10 protein-coding genes and 1 pseudogene are annotated in these 20,373 nt (G+C 54.2%); 9 read left to right on the top strand and 2 right to left on the bottom strand.

Features of this window, described 5'->3' with window-relative positions; translation table 11 throughout:
• Nucleotides 1-223 precede the first annotated feature (223 nt).
• The 7 genes from Poly51_RS12755 to Poly51_RS12725 all read left to right on the top strand — a co-directional run bounded on the left by Poly51_RS12755 (nt 224) and on the right by Poly51_RS12725 (nt 12,471).
• Nucleotides 224-844, top strand: a complete 621-nt coding sequence (locus Poly51_RS12755; RefSeq protein ID WP_146458035.1) for a sigma-70 family RNA polymerase sigma factor — start codon at nt 224-226, stop codon at nt 842-844.
• The gene (locus tag Poly51_RS12750) at nt 841-8,001 is read left to right on the top strand and encodes a protein kinase domain-containing protein (protein ID WP_146458033.1); all 7,161 of its coding nucleotides are present in this window, start codon (nt 841-843) and stop codon (nt 7,999-8,001) included. Before Poly51_RS12755 ends, Poly51_RS12750 begins: the two co-directional genes overlap by 4 nt.
• A gap of 90 nt (nt 8,002-8,091) precedes the next feature.
• Nucleotides 8,092-9,246, top strand: coding sequence for a hypothetical protein (locus tag Poly51_RS12745; RefSeq protein WP_222435842.1), 1,155 nt, complete (start codon nt 8,092-8,094; stop codon nt 9,244-9,246).
• Between the two features lie 108 nt (nt 9,247-9,354).
• Nucleotides 9,355-9,858: a hypothetical protein gene (locus Poly51_RS12740; RefSeq protein WP_146458028.1), complete on the top strand. Its 504-nt coding sequence runs from the start codon at nt 9,355-9,357 to the stop codon at nt 9,856-9,858.
• Between the two features lie 118 nt (nt 9,859-9,976).
• Nucleotides 9,977-10,495, top strand: a complete 519-nt coding sequence (locus Poly51_RS12735) for a hypothetical protein (RefSeq protein ID WP_146458026.1) — start codon at nt 9,977-9,979, stop codon at nt 10,493-10,495.
• A 395-nt stretch (nt 10,496-10,890) separates the two neighbouring features.
• A complete protein-coding gene (locus Poly51_RS12730) occupies nt 10,891-11,274 on the top strand; it encodes a hypothetical protein (RefSeq protein ID WP_146458024.1) in 384 nt (127 codons plus the stop codon).
• A 498-nt stretch (nt 11,275-11,772) separates the two neighbouring features.
• On the top strand, nt 11,773-12,471 hold the full coding sequence (locus Poly51_RS12725) for an RNA polymerase sigma factor (protein ID WP_146458022.1): 699 nt from the start codon (nt 11,773-11,775) through the stop codon (nt 12,469-12,471).
• Between the two features lie 603 nt (nt 12,472-13,074).
• Here the strand turns inward: Poly51_RS12725 and Poly51_RS12720 are convergent.
• On the bottom strand, nt 13,075-13,653 hold the full coding sequence (locus Poly51_RS12720; RefSeq protein ID WP_146458020.1) for a hypothetical protein: 579 nt from the start codon (nt 13,651-13,653) through the stop codon (nt 13,075-13,077).
• 339 nt (nt 13,654-13,992) lie between these two features.
• On the opposite strand from Poly51_RS12720, the pseudogene Poly51_RS31780 reads away from it, so the two are divergent.
• Nucleotides 13,993-15,225: pseudogene (locus Poly51_RS31780) on the top strand (alpha/beta hydrolase); the annotation flags it as partial.
• Between the two features lie 47 nt (nt 15,226-15,272).
• On the opposite strand, the gene Poly51_RS31275 reads toward Poly51_RS31780, so the two are convergent.
• The gene (locus tag Poly51_RS31275; protein WP_246114457.1) at nt 15,273-16,253 is read right to left on the bottom strand and encodes a hypothetical protein; all 981 of its coding nucleotides are present in this window, start codon (nt 16,251-16,253) and stop codon (nt 15,273-15,275) included.
• A 468-nt stretch (nt 16,254-16,721) separates the two neighbouring features.
• Between Poly51_RS31275 and Poly51_RS12710 the strand changes: the two genes are divergently transcribed.
• Nucleotides 16,722-20,165, top strand: coding sequence for a pyruvate carboxylase (locus Poly51_RS12710; protein ID WP_146458016.1), 3,444 nt, complete (start codon nt 16,722-16,724; stop codon nt 20,163-20,165).
• The last annotated feature ends 208 nt before the right edge of the window (nt 20,166-20,373 follow it).

Raw genomic sequence — 20,373 nt, 5'->3', positions numbered from 1 at the left:
GCCGGGCTTGCCCCGGCGGAGCAAACAAGTGGTCGCTACAGCCAACACGAAAGATAATCCTTGATTCTGAATCTTTAGGCCTCCGCTCCGGGCTTGCCCCGGCGGAGCCAACGACTCAATGCTGGTGAATCCGCATTGCGCCGCGATACACATGCTAAATCATAATTTTTTGCTCGTTGTGTCAAAGAATGGGGCTGAGTCGCGTATTCTTTTGTAGAGGAATATGCGAGTGATGACACCAACACCTGAAACGAGCGAGAGTCTGCTGATTCGCGTCCGCGATCCTGAGGATCGTGCGGCTTGGGATCGGTTTGATGCGATCTATCGTCCNGTGGTCTATCGGGTTGCTCGGCGAGCGGGCTGGCAGCACTGCGACGCCGAAGATCTGACGCAGCGAGTGATGGTATCCGTTGCCAAAGCGGTGCCGGAGTGGCGAAAGGATCACAGCAAAGGTGGCTTCCGAAGTTGGTTGTACGCGATCGCTCGAAACGCATTGATTAGCACGTTGCGAAAGTCGGGACGTGAGCCAGCGGGCGGCGGCAGTGAGTTTTTACTGCAATCGCAAACAATCGAAGGACCGGCAAGCGAACTGGAGCGTTTGATCGACCAGGAACATCATCGCAGCCTGCTGCGTCGAGCCGCCGAACTGGTTCGCGATGAATTCAAGGACACGTCTTGGCAAGCGTTCTGGTTGACCACGCTCGGCGAACTCTCGGTTCCCGAGGCAGCCGAAAAATTGCAGCTCTCGACCGGCGCGGTCTACGCGGCTCGCAGTCGGATTCTACGTCGACTGCAGGAAGTGGCTGGGCAATACGATCACGAAGAAAAGGCGACGCAATCATGAATCGACAACAGCTTCAAACGCAATGCAACCCCGACGCATTGGAACAGTTTCTCCAAGGGACGCTTGGCGGCAGCGAAGCCGAAGTGCTGGAACTGCACTTGACGCAGTGCGAGTCGTGTGCCGAGCAAATCCAACTTGCCGCCCAACGCGATGTGTCATGGCAGGAAGCTCAAAACCTGCTGGCAGCCGACGAGTACGACAGCCCTGAACAGGTCTCTGCAATCACGTCGCTGCTATCAGGCGAACAGGATGCCATCACCAAGCAACAAACGGCCGACGTGCTCTCTCGCGAGATACGTGGCTGGCTCGATCCAACCGACGATCCGCAGTCGTTAGGTCGATTTGCGGGATACGAGATTGTCGGTATCGTCGGCCATGGTGGCATGGGGATCGTGCTAAAGGGTTTTGAGTCGTCGCTCAACCGTTACGTCGCTATCAAAGTTCTAGCGCCTCGTTTGGCAACGAACGGTAATGCACGCAAACGATTCGCTCGCGAAGCCCAAGCCGCAGCGGCGGTTCGGCACGACAACGTGATCGCGATCCATCGTGTCGACGACTGGCACGGCTTGCCATTCTTGGTGATGCCCTACGTCGGCGGAATCTCATTGCAAAAACGTATCGATACCGAAGGCTCGTTGAACATCGAGCAGACGCTACGAGTCGGCGTACAAATCGCATCGGGACTCGCTGCCGCTCACGCCCAGGGCCTAGTGCATCGCGACATCAAACCGGCGAACATTTTGTTGGAGCAGGGAGTCGAACGTGTTACCATCACCGACTTCGGCTTGGCTCGCGCAGCCGACGATGCTTCAGTGACTCGCACGGGAGTGATCGCAGGCACGCCGCAGTACATGTCACCCGAACAAGCCGACGCTCGGCAGATCGACGCCCGCAGCGATTTGTTCAGTCTCGGTAGCGTGCTTTATGCGATGGCTACTGGCCGCCCACCTTTTCGCGGCGACCACAGCTTTGAAGTGCTCAAACGCATCGTCAACGAGCCTGCACGCCCCATGCGAGAGATCGAAGCGTCAGTTCCCGAATGGTTCGAGCAACTGGTCGCTCGCCTGCACTGCAAATTCCCCAACGACCGTTTTGATTCCGCCGAGCAAGTGGCCGATCTACTCGAAGACTGCCTCGCCCACGTCCAGCAACCAACCACAACCCCGCTCCCCGAAGCCGTCACGAATCCCGTAGCGGAAGTCGTCAAGAGTTTCGGCTCTCGCAGTGCAAACCCCGCATCCGAAAGTCTTGACGACTTCCGCTACCCACCGATCGGCAAACTGATTGCCGCTGCCGCCTTCGGATTCTCGCTGATCTTCGCAGGCGTGTTGATCGTGCTGGAATTGAACAAAGGCACGCTGAAGATCGAGTCGGACGTTGATGACGTGCCGATTCGTATCCTACAGGCTGAGAAAGTCGTGGAAGAACTGACGGTCTCCAAGCAAACACAAACAGTGCGGGTTGCTGCAGGAAAGTACGTCGTCGAGGTTGATGGTGACATTGAGAATATCGAGGTACTCGGTGGAGAAGTCGTTCTCAATCGTCGCGGTGTTGGGACGGTTAAAATCGTCCAATCGCCGAGAAGCAACGAGAATCTATTTATCGGAGATGAATCGCGACTCATCCAACGTTTACAAGGAAAATGGCGTGTGGTTCGAATCGTCGATCCGGAGGGGGCCGATTACCAACCGCAGAAGATATCGGGATGGACGATCGAGGGCCACACGATGACCACCTTTGGCGAACAAATGCAGGTGGAAATTCCATTCAGGTTAGATGAAACTCAATCGCCCGCTCAGTTCGACCTACCAATAGCAGACGAGTCAAATAGTGACATCATCGGACTCATTGACGTTACCGGAGATAGGCTGAAGGTGATCAACTCAGAAAACACAGGCGGCAAATCGGAGCCAATCCGTCCGGTGAAACTCGAACCTGCATTAGGATTTCGCTACGTTGAAATGGAACGGGTCATTGAGGCAATAGATGATGAACCGAAGGTAACGAAAACTTCAAGCAAAGATACAAAGTCAGATACTGTCGTAATGTTGCCAGATGAAGACGGGGTCTATTGGTCCGATCGTACACTCGATGGTTGGCGGGCTGGTGTCAGGGTTGTCCAGTCGCCAACAAGCAAACAACGTACGCTGGTCATTCAACCCATGCTTCGCAATCTGACTGACCAGGAACAGACCGTCAATTTGTCAATCTGCGGTCGAGGCAAACTGTCGTACGAGATCACAACCGACAATCGCCTCCGATCCGATGTTTTGGGTGGTTCGCGAATCGAAGATCATGTTGCAAAGTCGAACGAACATTTACAGCCAGAACGTTGGCAGGCAACGTTTGACTTTACAGGCTTGGAGCCGGGCAATTACTCGCTCTCCCTCGGCTCTCCATTTTCGGTGCCAGTTGAAGGGGAGGTTGGTAGGCGGCGCGGTGTTCCCCTCGGGGTGACTCTACCGGTTCACATACCGGAGGCGCAAATTGCGGATGATCCCCTTGCCAACCTTCCCATACGTTGGGGCAAGCCGGTCAGTGGACTGCGGGTTGGGATTCTGTTTCTGGGCGCGACCGAAGACAATGTAAAATCTTTTCGTCATGGCGATCTTGTCCAAGCTGAGTTGTTTGTTCAGAACATTTCTCGGAAGAACATTCCCTGTCAATTTTTGAAACCACACCCGTTGGATGGCTGGGGACTGAACATCGAAGACAACGATGGTAAAACTCTGCGTCCAAACCAGAAACACATATCGATGTACAGTCCACGGCAATTCTTTAGCGCAGAACTGGCAGCAGGCGAGATTCAACCCATCACCGGCAATCTCACTCGGTTTAAGAGCGAGAACGAAGACGAGAATGGAGCAGATTCCAAACTGGAACACGCTCGGTTTCGCATCGAGGTCAAAACTCCGACAGAGCCGCAGGTTCGTCCGCCGTATACCTATGCTCTGCCCAAAGGTCTCTACAAGACAAGTGCTTTTTTGAATTTCAAGCGAACTGACATACCCGATGCCCTCATCCCAATAACGACCGGTGAGATACAATTTCGTGTGGGAACAGAGAAGGTGGCAGTCACCAAAAGCAATCCTGACCGCAACACGCAAACATCCAAACCGGGCGAACAAAACGTGTCGGACACCTTAAGCCAAGCACAAGGCAGATGGATTGTGGAGACTTTGAACGAAGCAGGCGAAGAATGTCTGGTCAATTCCCCTGAAGAGTTGATTTGCGAAATCGAAGGCAACATCCTGCGATATAAAGTTGGCACCAAGGATTTGCCGGGCCCGATTCTGCTGGTCGATATCAAAGATAGCGATCCGTCACCGACAGAAGCTAACGGGCCAATGCCTGTAGATTTTGTCTATTTTCCTAACGGCGATTCTGAGACAAATCATGGAATCATCGCCTGCGATGACGACACGCTGTCGATTTGCATGGCAACCGAACCAGCAAAATCCAAGGAAGACTTTCGCCCAACATTGTTTGTTGCTGGTTCAAAAGTCACGATGTGGAAGTGCCGTCGCGCACCCTTGGATACGGAAAAAACTAAAGTGTCGGACATCGAAAATCTCGAAGCTAATGTGTTAGGTAACTTCAATCCGAACTCCGTTCCACCGACCACCAAGCCGAAACTACTAAAGACCTGGGAAGAAGTAGAAACTCACATCGCGTCACTGGTTAAAAAGCGGGAAAAGATTGTCAATGCGGACGTCGAGCTGAAACTAAAACATAGTGGCAGCTATGTAAGTCAACGACGTTATCACGTTTGGCTCAATGGAAACAACAGGCGTGCCGATTGCCGTGGCATCTCGAGCGATGGCACCGAACATTACACCCACATCATCACCCCAACGTTTAGCTGGTATGGCGATCATCAGGACAGTGATAACTCGCAGCTAAACCGACGTGATCCGAAAGATCCCGTCGGATGGGGAACGCTTGGTTGCGTGATTGACGTTCGCAAGATCGGACTCGTCAACTGGTCCATCGAATCACTCAGTTCCCACAGGTTCGACGACGATCTGTTGCCCGATGGATACACAAATCCTCGTGTTGAAACTGGCGAGCATGAAGGTAACCCGATCACAATCGTGAAAATGGATCGAGCGAGTGAGAAGACTGCCCGCGCATGGACGGAGTTCTGGCTTTCACCAGCTCACGGAAATTTCCCCGTCTACATTGCCAACGGCTGGACACAAAAAGAGGACTTGGGCAAGAAGTACGTGATCTCCCAGCATACGGACTGGAAGTTGATTGACGGAATCTGGTTTCCGACGCGCGTCAAGCATCGTTACCAGTGCGAGAACAGCAAGATCGACAACACTGGAACGTACGAACTGATCGCGGCCGAATTGGGAGTTGCCCCAGCCCCAGAGGTCTTTGATCCATTGGAGGTGAAACACGCGCCCAACAACCCACCTCCACCCGAGTTCATGGACGCCGAGACCGTTTTTAGTCGCACGAAGCAACAATCGGCGATCTGGTTCCAGTCAGGCGAGCATGTCCATTTCGCCATGTACTACCCAGGCACATTCCAAGACGGGGTCACCTACGAAGAATTTGACGTAGATGACAACCCCGAGACACTCTGGCGATTTGATGGAGTACTACATCTTGGCAACAGCGAAGAAGAGTCCGAAACCTACCAACTGCCTGTCGAGTTCGACTATTTCGCACCGGGATTTCAGTTGAAAATTGATGGCAAGAAATATGACCTGGCAAAGGGCCGCGTGTTCGTACTCGACTTCAAAAACAAAGTACAACAGTTGGAAATCCCTATCCCTTCAATCGGAATCCTAGACAAGAAAGAAGCAGTGGAGCAGCTAAAGAATAGAATCGAGAAAGCAAACGTGTCGGACACCGCAAGCCAAAGCCACTCTGCCTACGACGACTTTCTCCAACTGCTTCCTGCCGATGGCACGGCACTCGTGATGCTCAATGACGACTCCGAAGACAGCGAGCGGATGCGGGAAGTGTTTGATTCGCTGAAAGATGACTCTTCGTTGAAACTGGTGCCGGTGGATGCTGAGCAGTGGAAGTCCGTATTTAATGCGAAGGAGCCTTGTTTCCTGCTGTTCAAAGATCGCGAGCTTGTTGGAACTCGCAAAGGATTGATGACGGAAACGCAATTGCGAGCCTTCGCCAGCGAAGCAAATGACTACCTCACGCCGAAAGTGGCCGGAGTCGATCCACGATCCATCGTGAGAGTCCAGTGCAGTATCGGCTGGCCAAAACCGTATCCGTATGAAGCAGCCGTAGTTGCACAATACGAAGGCCGCACTTTGCTGCTTGGGTCGGCCAACGTGGTCAAGTATATGAAGCAGGGTGCGGCCTGCTTGCTGGCGATTCCGGACCAGGATGGAAAAATTCGTCGGTATCCGTTCGATGTCATCTTTGCGGGCCCGGTAAAAATCACCGATGACGGCGAACCGGTTGAACATGGCATGGCGGTCTACTCGGTTAAAGGTGTCCCAAAACTACCGACTGTTCGCCTGGCGACGATTGATGAAACGCCGAAGGTTGGCGAGACCATTCTCGGCGCCAGCTTTCGAGCTCCGTTTCGTGAACCGCCCTATCCGCTGCGTGATTACCAGCGATCCATCTTCTGGCAGCAACAGCAAGTTACCGCTGTGGACCAGGCGTCCTATGGCCCTAGCGACGACGGACCGCCGCTGATAGATCTGGAAAGGTCTGGCGATCAGATAAGAACGTCTCTGTCGTTCAATGCCCAAGGCAAGTTCGTGGGAAACTATGCACTTGGGCACGAACGCATCGGCACGTCACATCGATACAACTCACATGTTTTTGGCCCCGCAACCATCCGTGCCGTCCTGCAAGCTGCAAAAGAAAAAGTGCATGACAAAGAACTGCTCGCGGAACTTGAGAAAGCATTCGGCCCAGCGAAGGCGTCGGACACTCGGAATGGCACTTCCCCTGAAATCGAATTGGGTGTGATTGATGTACCGGATGGCGAAAAACGCATTCTCGTACGAAAACTTCACACTCCCGCACCGGATAGCTGGCAGTATCGAGTTTACCTGCCACCAGACACGCCCTACGAAATCGAGTTCTATCACAACACTGGATCAAAACCGGCGTTCAACGATGGCGAGGTTCAGATCGAATCGATGGCCGTCGAGTCGGGACAATACACAATCACAGCCTCGGTGGCAGAGTCTATCGTTAAACCGAATGAAACATCGGTCGAGTGTTTTATGGTGAGTTTAACGGACAGGGTAAGAGGTATCTCGTTCCTACGATCGGATGTTCGCTTCCTCGAAAACAGTCTAGGCCACTACCAGAATGCCGGTTTTCGCCTGACCAACTTCCCGCACCACAACGAAGAGGCAGACGCCTACCCACCGGGAGCCAGTATCGATCTCTTGCATGTCAAAGATGAATCGACGCCACCGAAGTTGATCAACGGAAAGCCGCGAGAGATCATTATTCGGTTGGTGCCACGCAATATCAAACCGGATGTTGAGGGAGCTAAGAACACCTCGAACACCCCAATGCGACCTCTACCAGAAGAAAAATCGGACACAATGAATCACGACAGCAACGACAATGACTTGGGCAGTTCCTTCAATACGCTCGGTCCACAAGATCGTCGTGTGTGCGAGTTGATCTACCAACTGCGGAACTACTTTTTCATCGCTCGCGATGAACACTGGCCGGAGGTGGTTGGCGAGCTGATTGAAGCGGGAGAAGCTGCGGTGCCGTGGCTGATTCGTGAGCTGGAGGGTACCGATGAAGTCGCGCACATGAGATCGCTGGGGTTCATTCTGTGTCAAATCAACGATCCACGCAGCGTTCCTGCACTCATTCGCGCCGTTGGCCGACCTCGCCGCTGGCGCGATCAAACAACTGATGGGGAATCTCGTGAGGACAGCAAGATAATCAAAGCGTTTCTCGCTTCCGATGACTTTTGGCATTCGCCAATCCTCTGTCCCACTGGCTGTGGACCGACTCTGCCTGAACCGATTCAGGCCGCGTTGGAACGGATCACCGGACACATGCCGCCCAAACATGCGACGGATCGCACGCGAATTGCCTGGGTTTGGAAGCCTGGCGAGTACACGTACAAGACGGTCGAAGTCGACAAAGCGAAAATGTCAGAGTACCGGAAACGACAACGGCACTGGCAGTCGTGATGGGATAAGCATGGAGCGGAATTCCTATCGTCAGCGGAATTGAGCAAGTGGAACGCGGCGCACCAGCCTGAGCAAACGAATGTACCCGGCATGGACGCAGTCAATCGTGTTGGTGCGGAAGCCGGACTGGCATTTTTTCCCAGCGGACTCGATGTGAAATTGGGGCCGATCCAGACGTTGCAGTGGACGCCCTACCTTGAAAGTCCGGCTGCCGTCGACTTTGATCGCGGACGGACATTGATGCTCAACGAAGGCAAAGAACTGGGCGATTCCCGTGAGGACTGGGCAGATCGCTGGCAGATCGACTTTTTCTTGGATGGAGTAACGCATCGTTTGCGTACTTGGTTCGTCGATAACAGTCGCTGGGATTCGATTGATCAGGATGTCGCCAACCCGAGCCCGATTGAGCTGAACGTCGAAGACGATTGCACCGATCGCTACGGATACCGCGATGTGAAGTCGCAGGAACCGGTGACGTATTTGTTTATCACGAACGAAGGAAACAGGGGCATTCTGCGTATCGATCCACCCACCGACGAGCTTGGCTCAAGGACGTGGCGCTATCGGCTGTGGGACAAAGGGTTGTGGGACAGAGACGCAGTGCTCGACGACCTTCCGCTCCCGAAGCAGACAGTCCCCGCCGAGTACACTTCGCTTCGGTGGGGTGAATCGATCAGCGTGACGCTACAGACTTCCGCTCCAGAGGCAGCTTGCATGGTTAGCCTGGGCGACGCTGAGCCAACCGTATTGCCTGAGAGTGCCATCAGCGATGACTGGGACGACGTCCACGCCAATCAAGAGAATCTGTATTTCTACTACAAGGGCGGGAACTACGGTGAAGGTCACCGAAAATGGAAAAACGACGCCGCGAGAAAGCTGTTTTACGACGCCGACATGGTTGCCGCAAACTTCTTTGTCAGCGAATGGAATGCAGCGCGTTCCAAGTCCGTCTACACGAAGCGTCTTGCACCCGAATTAGTCTTCAACAACATCCACTACGACGCAGACGCCGGAGACGGTCCGATTGCCGGATTCTCGCCGGAGATATTTGACACGATCAGCCCAGCAGAAGCCCTCATGCATCGCGATCGAGAAATTGGCCCAGAGAAAACAAGATTCTCGATCGACGCCAGCCAACCCTGCGTCGTCCTGGTCAAACTCAGCGGCAAGCTGGCGATGGTCCACGTCCAAAAGCTCGATGCCGAAACAAACACGGTCACTCTACGATACAAGATCGCAGAGTGAGCACAGCCGACTTGTTCTCATTTCCAAACCGCTAGAAACACGCCAAAATGACCTGTTCTCACTGGCCCAACCGGAGAAGAACGAGTTCGTCTTTAATAAGGATGCATCATGCGATTTAGGCGATACCTAAGGTTTCGATTGCGAACACTACTCGCTCTCCCGATCGTCTTCAGTCTAGGTTGGTATTGGTGTGATGCACCAAACAGAGCGATCCGTCACTTGCATGACGCGCTGGCAAGTGGTGATTTGCAAGCCGCCAACGCTCTCATCGCGAACGCGAGATTTGTTTGCGACGGCACCATTGTCCGCTTGGAACGCTCACCTTCATGGCCGTGTGACGCGCAGGGGCATTTTGTTGAACCAACACACCTGCCCGTTGACGACTACGAAGAAGCATGGACCGTTGATGCAACGCATTTTAGCGAACTCTGCAACCAGACGCAGGTCGTGGTCGCGTATCGCTCACGATATGATTGGTTGTTGCGTCGGCGTACGGCGATGTTCTACACACCACGACCGCTTTCGCCGGATGACGAAGAATTGATGGCCATGACGCTGACAGGTGCTGCCTTTCACGTTACGGGAAGCCGTATATACATATATCCTCAGTAGTCTGAAACAACGACGAACCATCGGTTGCATCTGAGCCAGGCTTGCAAGCGTTTTGGCAATGGACAATCAACGCTCCCGGCCCGCTAAACCGAACCTTATCCGAACAGGAGCTTCCGTGATGCGATACACCATACGACGTCTCCTTTACTTCATCGCAATCGTTGCTATTACGTTGGCGATCTATCGTTCGATCCTTTTTGACGTGAAGCGATGCAACATGGTGGTTGGTATTTTCGGGCCTTCGTTTGAGCACAAAGGCGTGGTCTACGATCGGGAAGTCCTTCACTCTCAGGTTAAGTCATCGCTCCCGGATATGGAGTACCAGTCTATTCCCAAGCCGGCATGGGCAGAGGGCATAGAAATCAGCGGATCCAATGGCTCGACTCCAGCACGATCCGATTGGTTTGTTATCGAGCGTGCGGGAGTTCGCAACTACCTGCATTTGACTTCGGCACACGACGGGCTCGCGATTGACGTATGGATCAACGAGGGAGTAATGTACCACCAGCGAAAGAAGAACCCGGACCAAGTGTTACCGCGTGAACTGACGCTTTCAAATGAGCTGGTTTCAGTGCTGCACGCGGAGTGGAACCAATGGTGCAACGCACATCGCGAAGATCGGATAACTAAGCGGTGAACCGAAGCCGCCAATCTCGCGTTTTTTGGATGAAGACAAGGTGTCGGACACCTTAGATCACTCCCACCACCTGAAGTATTTGACGCTCAGATTGGTATTCCACGAACGCCCGCCACCCGCTGAACTGAATTCATTATCCGACTGAACCTCTTATGCGCACCAAAAATATTTCACTGCTTGGCCTACTCGCCGTCGTCACTTGCGCCGCGATTGGGATCTCGCATGTCATTACATCGCTTCGACTTTCACGTGCTAATGCAGAACTCGCGACATTGCGTCTGCGGCTTGAACTGATACCCGTTGACGATGCGGCCTTTATTGCCGCGCGGCGTCTCCCTTCATCTGATGAAAACGTTCGCAGATGGTCGGTTCGGTTGCCCGACGCCAGCTCAAAAATGCTTTACGCCAACTGGGGCTCTTCGCCGCTCATTGACATTCGTGACAACAGCTCGCAGTCCACACGCGCCTTCCAGCTTGCCCCAGATCCGGCAACACATGAGACTTCGATTCTTTTTCGTTTTGAACGCAACCCCAATGATCCAAAATGGGGCACACTCAAGATTGAGACTGGAGCAGGTGCGTCAATCATCACGATCGACTCTGACACCACAGCATTACTGATGGGTGACATACCTTCTCGCTCTGAAGCGGTCGGCGACAACCCAGTCACTCGTGGAGCAATGTCGCCAATCACGCTTTTCGCAATCGAGTCGACTGCCAACTCAAAGTTAGCGTTCTGCTTATGGTTGGATCAACCGATCCCACAGGACGGAGGATAAGCGGAGCGCTTAGCGGGGGTCAGACTTGGTGTTCGGTTTTCAGCGAGGCTGCTTTGGGGTGTGACTTGGGTTTCGGGTTTGGTTAGTACCTGAATCCCGCATCTCACGAAGTCTCTCCGCAGTGACTGAACCACGAAACACACGAATGACACGAATATCAACACCTGATCTTTTTCGTGTGATTCGTGTCTTTCGTGGTGAAAATTGAGACTCGGAAAAAGGTTCCAGGACTCGAAAATCAAACTGGGTCCGCGTTCCTTTTCTTTCCCCTCGTATGAATAGCCTTTCGCTTTGAACAGACTATTCGGATTCTCTTGATGGTCCCGAAAAAAACTTGTCCATCGTCGCGTTGGCTAACGGATCGGGGCTCTCAATGGGTTTCGCAGGTCCGCAGAGGCTTGGACGACGGGAACTTCGACTAAAATTTCGGTCGGCGCGCTAGGTTTTGTGGGTGGACTCAGTCTACTTGATAGACGCCACCTCAAAACGAAGTCGAATATGCATCCCAGCCCACCAGAAACACGCGCCAGCTTGATCTTGCGATTGCAGGACGCTGATGACGTGGCTGCGTGGGAAGAATTTGTCAGCATCTATTCGCCAGTCATCTTTCGGGTGGCCGTCAGTCGTGGATTTCAGGCCGCTGACGCACAAGATATTGTGCAGGAAGTCCTGCTCTGTGTCGCTCGCTCGGTTTCGCAATGGCTGGAGCGGACAGATCGTGGCAGCTTTCGAGCCTGGCTGCTGCGAGTCGCCAGAAATCAAGCGTTCGATCTGATCAACGATCGAGCGACGAAATCGCTTGGAACTGGCGGTCAAGAAGCGGAACAGCTGCTTGCCAGCGTACCGGCAAATTCAGACCTGTCTTCCGTGCTGGACCTTGAGTACGAGCGAGCTGTCTTTCAGTGGGCAGCCGATCAAGTCCGAGGCTTGGTGGCCGACCACACATGGCAGGCCTTTTGGCTCACTCGAATCGAAGGCTTGTCGGTCGAGGAAGCGGCGAGCAAGCTGAATCTACGTCCTGGCAACATCTACTTTGCACGGAAATCGGAAAGGTTCCAGGAATCGTTGATCCCGCCGGGGCAAGCCCGAAGCGGAAAACCAAGGATGAACGAGGGAGAGGGACGCGTTGAGTCAGCGATGGTAGCTGCCAGTTGTTTGCTCCGCCGGGGCAAGCCCGGACGGAAGCATTCGCGCTAAGTATCATCGACGCGACAGTAGCCGCCTGCAGCGTTTTCGCTCACACAGCACGTTTGTCGTGCACTTGAACGGGCGACTGAACGCGTCCTTGCGAAGCCGCGGCGGGCAACAGTAGCAGGGGTTGTAGCGACTGCGGGTAGCCTGAACGTCCGGTAACACCAACTATGTAGCGAAGGATTACGGGTAAAGCGGATCGTGTCGATTCCGCTACTGTTTGAAAACCGGTCGCTTCGACGGGGAAAAAAGTCTGGTTTTCATCCAAGCTCATACGACTAACAGCAATCCCCGAAACAGAAGCACTACCGCGATTGAGTTGTGTACTGGAAGGAGCAGGTCACAGGCTTGGCACACTATCTTGTCCCTCCATAAAACGGGCATAACGCCCCAGAAGTCGAGAATCGATCCAGGCTGTATGTTTGGAGTTGGCGATGCGTGGTTGATCAAACGTCAGGCTCAATGAGACTGCAGGTTCTTGCGATTTCACTGTACCGAACCGGTTGAGATTGCCTCCAAAAAACTTTAATCGACACAACCGAACGATGTGATCGTCCCTGCGTGGCAATGCTCTTCGATGGATCACAGCTCGCGACCAAAAAAGCTCTTCTAGATGGACAGAATCTCCAGGTCGCTCGCAAACGCCGCGTCTGCAAGGACCTTCTGGATTGCAAGTAGGCAGTGCTGGACATTGTCGACGCGAATGCGGTTGTCGTAGAAGGTTGTTCGCACCCCCCCAGCAACGCGATGTTTCTGACTGATGTAGAACATATCGGTCGAATTAGAGAATGTAAGCTGTTGCACGCTTCGAAGCCCCAATTTGATCGAACGTAGGTACTTCCAATAGCGTTTCGCGTCTCCTGCCGATCGGGCTAGTTGGCACGCGTCGACCAGGCCTTCAAGATAAACGCCTGTCGCAGAAGCGTGTGGCGGACCGTACCGCTTGTTCGGCGCATAAAACCGACCCACGCAATCGAGAGGAACGTTCTTCTCTTGCTGAACCGTAATCAGCCAGTCATTCATCTCAAACACAAATGCCTGGATGTCGTCGGCCGGGTGCAGCCGAAGATACTGGCAGTATGCTTGTGTGTGCCATGGAACAAACGCCGGGTTGCGATTGGCAAGATGCCAATCACGGTAGTAGGCAAACGATTTCAGAAACCGTTCGCGTAGGGTCGTGCTCGCCACGCAAACTCAAGCAGCCCAACACGTTGCCGCGATCCACGAAACAGAGAACCGGCCCCGAATGAGTTGTGTACAGGGAGGGCGGAACCGAAATACCACGATATCAAAGACAAACTTGACAGTCGCACGAGAAAGCTCAACGAAGCGCTTGTTGAGGGTCAGTTTGACACAGAGAAGATTCAGCAACGAGCGGAGAAAGTGTTGGAATCGGAGAACGAACTGAAGCTTTATCAGGTCCGAGTGCGCGTCAGCCTCCTGTCTGAAGTTACCGCCCAACAGCGTCAGGGGGCAAGAAACTTCGCGAGCGAAAAGCGCGAAGAAGCTCGGTGGCGCGGCGACGTGATGCAAGATGGAGAATTTGACACATTGCTTCCGAAGCCTTTTTGGTTGCGTAGTCGGGCAAGCGAGTTGGGAATAGAAGCGGAAACAAGAAGCCGAATCGAACGAACCTATCAGGCGGCAGAACCGGAGTACCATGAACTGAGACGAAAGGTGAAGCCTCTGGTAGAGCCGCTTCTTGAAGTTCTGCTAGCCGACACGCTTGACGAAGAGAAAATTGTCAAACGCATGGCCGCTTTACTGGAGGCAGAGGCAAAGCTGAAATTATTCCAAGTTCGAGTTCGCACAAGTCTTCTGTCGCAAATGTCAGAGCAACAACGTCAGTTGGCACGATCGCTTGCGAAACAAAAACCAGAAGCCGACTGGCGGAAGGTGATGTCTGAAAAGGTGGAACGCGTTCGCCAGCTCAGCAAACGTATGAGCGATCGCCGATCGGTTTCAGAAATCGAGGAGCGTATGAAGAGCGTCGAAAATGAGATTGGGACAGGCAACATTTTGGAGGCCGCGCGGGCACTTGACCAGGTCATTCGCGAATTGGAAGAGCAATTGCACGAAGCCAACGCGTCACAAGAACCTCCCGAGAGCACGCAGAATGCGGCAGTCAGACTCTCCGAAAAGGAACTTCTACCGCCAACGCACCGCAACGTTTCCTACGGCAGACACCCGCGACACGTTCTTGACTTTTGGCAGGCGCAGTCAGTGGAACCCACCCCGCTGGCCGTCTACTTTCATGGCGGAGGTTTCATCGCCTTCGATAAGGGCAAGATCGTCGAGAAATGGCCGGCGACCGTGAAGGCATTACTGGATGCCAAGATTTCTGTAGCGGCCGTAAACTACCGACTGATTCAGCATGAACCATTGCCGGCAGCGTTTCACGACAGCCGACGCGCGTTGCAGTTCTTGCGCACCAAAGCGAGTGATTGGAACATCGATGATGAGCGAGTTGCCGCTTGGGGTGGATCAGCAGGAGCTCAGATTGCTATGAACCTCGCCTTTCACGATGAAATGGCCGATCCCCAGAGTGACGACCCAATTGAACGGCAATCGACGCGACTCAGTTGCGTGGCAACACGAGACGGGCAAACCAGTCGCGACTACCAGTGGTGGATCGATCACATCCCAGGCTATGACAAACCACATCGTGATTTTCAGGCGATGTTTGGCGTCGACACTCGTGATGCATTCGTCGCGAGGATGCATGACGTTTCTGCACTATCGCAAATCACGAATGACGATCCGCCAATCTACATGGAGTACGAAATGAGTCCCGACGCGCCGGTAGCTCAATTGGCAATGCCGAGAAACGGGAACGCTTTGTCGAGCGCGTCCATGAGTCCCGGTGGGTTGGGAATCACGAGGTTCACATCGTTTTCGTCGACGTTTGAATCCATGGAATCCAAAATGGCTTGGACGGGTTTTTGCATTTCGGGACCTGCTCTTGAGATTGCCTGCGCACCGACGTTTTTGAGCGTGATCAGTTGGCTGTCGAGCACGGTTTCGATTCGGTGCGCGGTTTCTGCATCTTCGCTGCGGAACGAAAGCCACAGCAGCGTGTCGCCCGAAAAATCGACGCCCAATCGAACGACCGATGTTTCCTTGACAATCAGGATGGCAGGGTGGGCCACGACGGAATTCGACATCGCTTCATAGTCGATCAAGTGACGGACACCGTCGAGGTCGAACGCCATTCGGATCGCGGCCGTGGGCATCTGAGGCCAGGCAACGGCTAGCTTATCTTTGACGAACTCTCGATTCGGCGATGTCAAAAAGCCTTGCGTGCCGATCTCGATCGTGTCCTGCGAATAACGATGCACCAACATATTGGTGGGAGCCTTTTGGTTCGGTGGTACCGCGAAGAACTGTTGACCGGCGATCGTCGTGGGAACACCTCGACTCTTCGCTTGCTCGAATGCCTTCTCAGCAAGCTCGGCTGACTTGAACTGAATTTGAATGAACATCTCCATCGGCAACGTCTCTGTTTCTGCCATGTTCTTCAGGCTCTGAAGATCGGTCGGAGCGCTGACCGCACCATGAATTCGGCTGAGTTCGCTAAGCTCGATCTTGCCCGCCGGAATCGTCTTCGTCAGCGCATTCTTGGCGAATCCCTCGGGCTCTTGAAGCATGCCGCTCTCGCGGAGTCGTTCCGGGTCGACTTCAAAGACCAAAACGGCCGCGGGGTTCGCAGGAGCCTGTGCCAGAATCGAAGGCGCGGTGCCCGCTGAAAGTAAACAAACACTAAGCAGCAACAAAACGGATCTGCGCATCTCAATCTCTCGAATTAGAAACGGGTGGAGACAATGCTCCGGCAGGTACGGGACAGCGACCACACACGGACGCTTAGACGATTAGGGCCCGTGCGGTCCAAAACAGAGCGCAGAATCCCCGTATTTCCCGAGAAACCCGCAATTCCCCGCAATCTTTTTCGGGTTAGTCCACCTGCGACACTGAGATCTCACCCGGCGATGGTCTACCGTCAGCCCATGGCGGCGGCATTCAAGCAGCGTTCCTGTGCCGCGAACCCGTCACGAGAATACGTGATCAGGTCAAAGGGACCCAAGTCAAACGAGCCAGCTACGAATGGCACTACTCAGAGTTGTCCTGGGCTGTCCTGGGTTTTGCCGGGTTGTTCAGACTTGTTCTGGCGATTCGATCCTGACGATCCATGGAGGCCTGCAGAGTCGGTATCCTATGCCGTGAATGGATGTCCGACTTCTTCATCACTGCCCTAGCTCATGCCTGCCATCAAAAAACTGCTTGTCGCGAATCGTTCCGAAATTGCCATCCGTGTCTTTCGGAGTGCCAGTGAAATAGGGATCCGCACGGTGGCGATCTATTCGCACGAGGATCGCTACGCGTTGCATCGGTTCAAAGCCGATGAGGCTTACAAGATCGGAAAGCAGGGCGAGCCGATTCGAGCGTACCTGGATATCGAATCCATTGTGCGACTGGCCAAGGAAGTGGGCGTGGATGCCATTCATCCAGGTTACGGATTCCTTTCGGAGCGAGCCGGGTTTGCGAAGGCGTGTGCGGAAGCCGGCATCAAGTTCATTGGTCCGTCCGTCGAGTCTTTGCAGGGGCTCGGTGACAAGACGTCCGCGCGTGCGATTGCGATCCGAGCAGGCGTGCCGATCCTGGGGGGAACCGAAGGTGCGGTAGATGATTTGGCCGAAGCGCAAGCGGCGGCTGAGAAAGTGGGTTTCCCGGTCATGATCAAAGCCTCGCACGGCGGTGGCGGACGCGGCATGCGAGTCGTCCGAAAAGCAGAAGAGTTTGCTCATGCGTTTGAGAGCGCTCGCAATGAAGCACTGACGGCATTCGGCAATGCCGAAGTGTTTATCGAGAAATTCATCGCTCGTGCCAAACACATCGAGGTCCAATTGCTCGGTGATGAACACGGCAACTTGGTGCATCTTTTTGAAAGAGACTGTTCGGTGCAGCGACGGCACCAGAAAGTCATCGAACTGGCACCGGCACCCGACCTTAGCGAACCGCTGCGGCAAGGCATGCTGGAGGCGGCTTTGAAGATCGGCCGCGAGTCGAACTATAGCTGCGCCGGAACGGTTGAGTTCTTGGTCGATGCGGACGAACAGAAGTTCTATTTCATCGAAGTCAATCCGCGAATCCAGGTCGAGCATACGGTCACCGAAGAGGTGACTGGGATCGACATCGTGAAGTCGCAGATCATGGTGGCGCAGGGGAAAAAACTATCGGACCCCGAGATCGACATCCCGTCTCAGGACTCGATCAAACTGAACGGCTTCGCGCTCCAGTGCCGCGTCACGACGGAGGATCCCGAAAACAATTTCATGCCCGATTATGGTCGTGTCGCCCACTACCGTTCCGCCAGCGGCATGGGGGTTCGACTGGACGCGGGCAGCGCGTTTTCCGGAGCGGTCGTCAATCCGTTCTATGATTCGCTGCTGACGAAAGTCACCGCGCGAGGTCGGAACTTTGAAGGTTCCATCGGCATCATGAAGCGGGCGTTGCGTGAATTCCGTATTCGCGGCGTGAAAACCAACATTCCGTTTCTGTTGAAAACGCTGTCGCATCCCACCTTCACGAGCGGCAACTGTACGACGCGTTTCATTGACGAAACTCCTGAATTGTTTCAGTTTGATGCGAGAAAGAACCGCGCCACCAAGGTGCTGACCTACCTGGCCGAGACGATGGTCAACGGATGCGACTTGGTCAAAGATCGGCCGATGGCGATTCGTCGCGAGCCCGCACCGCTGCCAGCGGTAGATCATTCCCAACCGATCCCGAAGGGTTCACGCGACAAGTTCATCGAACTGGGCGCCGACGGTTTCTCGAAATGGATCCGCGACGAAAAGCGACTTCTGATCACGGACACCACTTTCCGCGATGCTCACCAATCGCTGTTGGCGACTCGGATGCGGACGTATGACCTATTGCAAATCGGTGATGCGTACGCGCGCAACTGCAGCGACCTGTTCAGTTTGGAAATGTGGGGCGGTGCGACGTTTGATACGTCGATGCGATTCTTGAAAGAGTGCCCTTGGCAACGACTCGCTGATTTCCGCGCGAAGGTGCCCAACATTCTGACACAGATGTTGTTGCGAGCATCCAGTGCCCTCGGCTACACCAATTACGCTGACAATGTGGTGGCGGCTTGCGTCAAAGAGGCGGCGCAGTGCGGCATGGATCTGTTCCGGGTCTTCGATGCGCTGAACTATGTGCCCAACATGAAGGTCGCGATGGAAGCGGTGATCGAAAGTGGCATGCTTTGCGAGGCGAGCCTGTGCTACAGCGGCGACCTGACCAATCCGCACCGCAACAAGTACGACATGAAGTACTACGTCGGGCTTGCCAAAGAATTGGAAAGCATGGGCGCTCACATTTTGGCCATCAAGGACATGGCCGGTCTGTGCAAACCCGCAGCCGCATCGGCGCTGGTGAAGACGTTGCGGGAAGAAGTCGGAATTCCCGTTCATTTTCACACCCACGACACGGCTGGCATTCAAGCCGCCTCGATCCTGGAAGGTAGCAAGGTCGGGTTGGACATTGCTGATTGTGCGATGGCCCCGATGTCCGGCGGAACCAGTCAGCCCAACCTGAACACCGTGGCTGAAATGTTGCGGTACGGCGATCGCTGCACGGGACTTGATACCGATTCCATCGACGCAGTGGCGGACTACTGGCGGGCGACCCGCGAGTTCTACACTCCGTTTGAGAGTCAGGTGTTGCCTGCGACCGCTGACTTGTACCAGCACGAAATGCCGGGCGGGCAGTACACGAATTTATTCCAGCAGGCTCGTGCGCTTGGCTTGGCGGATCGTTGGGCGGAAGTCTGTAAGGTGTACGCCGGGGTGAACCAGTTGTTTGGCGACATCATTAAGGTGACGCCGACCAGTAAAGCGGTCGGTGACATGGCATTGTTCATGGTCGCCAACGAACTGACCAATGAAGATGTGCTCAATGCCGATCGAGACATCGCGTTTCCGGCCAGCGTGATCGACTTGATTGGCGGCGGAATGGGACAGCCGCCCGGCGGATTCCCTCAGCGGGTCAAAGATCGTGTTCTGCTGGGGAAAAAGGAGTTCGAGGGCCGCCCTGGCGAAACGCTCCCGCCAGCCGACTTTGATGCCGCCCGCACGAAGGTCAAAGAACTCGTTCAGCGTGACCCGTTGGAACGTGAAGTCGTGCAGTGGTTGTTGTACGAGCGGGTGTTCGAAGACTTTGCCGCGCATCAATTGAAGTATGGCGACGTCAGTATTTTGCCAACGCCGAACTTTTTCTACGGCTTGGAACTGGGCGAAGAAATTGCCATCGACATCGAAGAAGGCAAGACGCTGATCATTCGATTCTTAACGATCGGCAATCCGCACGCCGATGGGACTCGAACCGTTTTCTTTGAACTTAATGGCCAGCCGCGCGAAGTCACCATCACGGATCACAGCTTGGAAACGGATATCGTCAAAGCCGCGAAAGCGGACCCGTCGAACAAGAGTCACGTCGGCAGCACGATGCCTGGCATGGTGGTGGCAGTTGCGGTGAAACCAGGCGACGGAGTCAAGAAGGGCCAGAAGCTCCTAACGCTCGAAGCGATGAAGATGGAAACGATGATCAATGCCGAACAAGACGGCACGGTTTCCGAAGTTCTGATCAAGAGCGGAGCTCAAGTAGAGACAGGCGATTTATTAGTTGTGATCGAGTGATCGGTAAACGTTCGAAGCGGTGGTGCAAAGCAAAGGTTGTCCAACTCGACTTGCCAAACCCGTGTGCACGTAGTGATTCACGCCTAACCACGCGGCATTCAGGCCTGACGCCTTTGATTTATCGTTCAGCCGCAACCCGCGGCTCGCTCGGCTAGGAAAGCTCTCGCCAAACAGCCCCCTTTTTCAACAGGCTGTTAATGGGCTCGGT

The organism is Rubripirellula tenax, from assembly GCF_007860125.1.
GTDB lineage: Bacteria > Planctomycetota > Planctomycetia > Pirellulales > Pirellulaceae > Rubripirellula > Rubripirellula tenax.
The sequence above is the reverse complement of the archived record's forward strand: the minus strand, read 5'-3'. Positions and strand labels throughout refer to the sequence as shown.

What these genes read in the sequence shown, in the direction of transcription:
- Poly51_RS12710 (WP_146458016.1), top strand. Translation starts at nt 16,722, where the DNA reads ATGCCTGCCATCAAAAAACTGCTTGTCGCGAATCGTTCCGAAATTGCC.
- Poly51_RS31275 (WP_246114457.1), bottom strand. Translation starts at nt 16,253, where the DNA reads ATGCGCAGATCCGTTTTGTTGCTGCTTAGTGTTTGTTTACTTTCAGCG.
- Poly51_RS12735 (WP_146458026.1), top strand. Translation starts at nt 9,977, where the DNA reads ATGCGATACACCATACGACGTCTCCTTTACTTCATCGCAATCGTTGCT.
- Poly51_RS12745 (WP_222435842.1), top strand. Translation starts at nt 8,092, where the DNA reads ATGGACGCAGTCAATCGTGTTGGTGCGGAAGCCGGACTGGCATTTTTT.
- Poly51_RS12725 (WP_146458022.1), top strand. Translation starts at nt 11,773, where the DNA reads ATGCATCCCAGCCCACCAGAAACACGCGCCAGCTTGATCTTGCGATTG.
- Poly51_RS12750 (WP_146458033.1), top strand. Translation starts at nt 841, where the DNA reads ATGAATCGACAACAGCTTCAAACGCAATGCAACCCCGACGCATTGGAA.
- Poly51_RS12740 (WP_146458028.1), top strand. Translation starts at nt 9,355, where the DNA reads ATGCGATTTAGGCGATACCTAAGGTTTCGATTGCGAACACTACTCGCT.
- Poly51_RS12730 (WP_146458024.1), top strand. Translation starts at nt 10,891, where the DNA reads ATGCTTTACGCCAACTGGGGCTCTTCGCCGCTCATTGACATTCGTGAC.